This window comes from Mumia sp. (assembly GCF_028803055.1).
In the GTDB taxonomy this organism is placed as follows: Bacteria; Actinomycetota; Actinomycetes; order Propionibacteriales; family Nocardioidaceae; genus Mumia.
Genome location: NZ_JARBCJ010000328.1, coordinates 1 through 1,835, shown reverse-complemented (window position 1 = coordinate 1,835; position 1,835 = coordinate 1). Strand labels below are relative to the sequence as shown.

Annotated in this window: 2 protein-coding genes; one reads left to right on the top strand and one right to left on the bottom strand. The window is 67.5% G+C overall.

Annotated elements, in window-relative coordinates; genetic code table 11:
• Nucleotides 1–120 precede the first annotated feature (120 nt).
• Nucleotides 121–960 carry an alpha/beta hydrolase gene (locus PV363_RS17665; RefSeq protein WP_220343828.1) on the bottom strand — a complete coding sequence of 280 codons (840 nt, stop codon included), beginning with the start codon at nt 958–960 and terminating at the stop codon, nt 121–123.
• Nucleotides 961–1,046: 86 nt separating this feature from the next.
• Between PV363_RS17665 and PV363_RS17660 the strand changes: the two genes are divergently transcribed.
• Nucleotides 1,047–1,673, top strand: a complete 627-nt coding sequence (locus PV363_RS17660) for a TetR/AcrR family transcriptional regulator (protein WP_301023073.1) — start codon at nt 1,047–1,049, stop codon at nt 1,671–1,673.
• Nucleotides 1,674–1,835: the final 162 nt, after the last annotated feature.

Genomic DNA, 1,835 nt, shown 5'->3' with positions numbered 1-1,835 from the left:
GCAGGACGGCGACGTGGTGGAGTTCCGCTTCAACGTGTGAATCGGTGCGTTTGTGCGCAGTCCGCGCGAACTCGTGCCAGAGGTAGCCGCTGCGCGCTGAAGGCCGAGACCGTCAGTCCTTCAGGAACTACCGCCGGGGCGAGGGTCGCGGGATCGTGCTGTCTCCTCGCCGGGACGCAGGTGGCGCACCAGGCTCGGTAGGAGCACCTTCTCCGAGACCATGTGATCCTGTCCGGCCAGCGTTTCACGAGTGGCGCCTGGGATGCTCGCCTGCAGAGCGTCGGCGACACGGTGCAGCTCCTCGGGGCTGCGTTCGCCGACCATCACGTGTGTGGGCACGCGCACCGTGGCGGCGACGTCCAACGGTGGCGGTGCCGCGGTGAGGGACATGTCGTAGCGGAGCGTGGGTGCGAGCGCGACGAGCCGACGCCACCCCGGCATGAAGGGCAGCAGCGCAGCGAAGAACCTCGGCATGCCGATGCCGACGAGGAAGCGCTTGATAGCGGCCGCGTCGCGTCCTTGGTCGAGAAGGGCCTCCACGCCGGCGCACACCGTCGCGTAGCGATCGGCCCCAGCCTGGTCGGCGACCCAGGACGCGTCGTAGAGAACGACCCCCTGCACCTTCGGTGCGAGCCTGTGGGCCGCGTGCAGAGCCAGCACCGCCCCCGACGAGTGGCCGTAGATGAACGATCGTCCTCCCATCGTGTCGATGAGCGCCTCGAGATCCTCGACTTCACGGTCGAGCGACCACGGCGCTGTGTCGGTCGAGTCGCCGCGTCCGCGCCGGTCGTAGGACAACACCCGGAAGGACCGGGACAACACCGAGGCGCCCTTCTGGACGGGGCGGAACGTCCGGTGGCAGATGGCCCCCGTCACGTAGACGAGCGGCGGGCCTTCGCCGTTCACCTCGTAGGCAAGCCTTGTGCCGTCACGCGAGATGGTGGTGCTGACACCTGTCATGGTCGCCCCCTCGTAAGTTTCTGGACTGGTGCGTCTAGAATTAAGAAGTGAGACTGGTGGGTGTGATAAGTCAAGGGTCAGCCGGGATGCGCCCGAGCTCGGCGGCGAAACGGCGAGCCGTCCTGGCAGCCGCGGAGGAGGCCTTCCTCGCCGCCCACTACGAGAGCGTGACCATGGACGATCTCGCTCGTTCCTCCGGAGTCTCGAAGCAGACCGTGTACGCGCACTTCGGCACCAAGGAGCAGCTCTTCATCGAGCTCGTCACCTCGATGACCCGGCTGGCAGCCGACGACGTGCACCAGGTCGACGCTCTCCCGATCGAGTCGGCCGACCGCATCGCGCCGGTGCTCGAGTCGATACTGAGCCGGCAGCTGGAGGCGGTATTGCAGCCGCGCATGCTCAGGCTGCGCCGGTTGGTGATCGGTGAAGTCCCGCGATTCCCCGAGCTGGCGCGGGCCGTGTTCGAGCATGGCCCCCAGCGGGCTGTCGCCGTGCTTGCCCAGATCCTGTCCGACCTCGACGCTCGCGATCTCTTGTCCGTGCCCGATCCGACAACGGCCGCCACCCAGCTCAACTGGCTGGTCATGGGCGCCCCGGTCAACGACGCCATGTTCCTGGGGGACGACGCCATCCCGTCGACACCCGCCCAACGAGACCATGTGAGGGCCGCCGTCGCCACGTTTCTGTCCTCGGCCCGCCGGTCAGCCGAGTGACATGGATGCCTCGAGAGAAGTGCTGCCGCTGCGCTGAGCGTCGGGCGAGATCGCTGACGGTGGTGTGATCTGTCTGCGGTCCGATACCCTGACCTCGGTGGTACGCCACCGACGACGCTTCCACGTGGCAAGGCCACGTGAATCATCGCGGAGAGGCCTGAG

Coding starts and splice junctions, on each gene's coding strand:
- PV363_RS17665 (WP_220343828.1), bottom strand. CDS start 960: ATGACAGGTGTCAGCACCACCATCTCGCGTGACGGCACAAGGCTTGCC.
- PV363_RS17660 (WP_301023073.1), top strand. CDS start 1,047: ATGCGCCCGAGCTCGGCGGCGAAACGGCGAGCCGTCCTGGCAGCCGCG.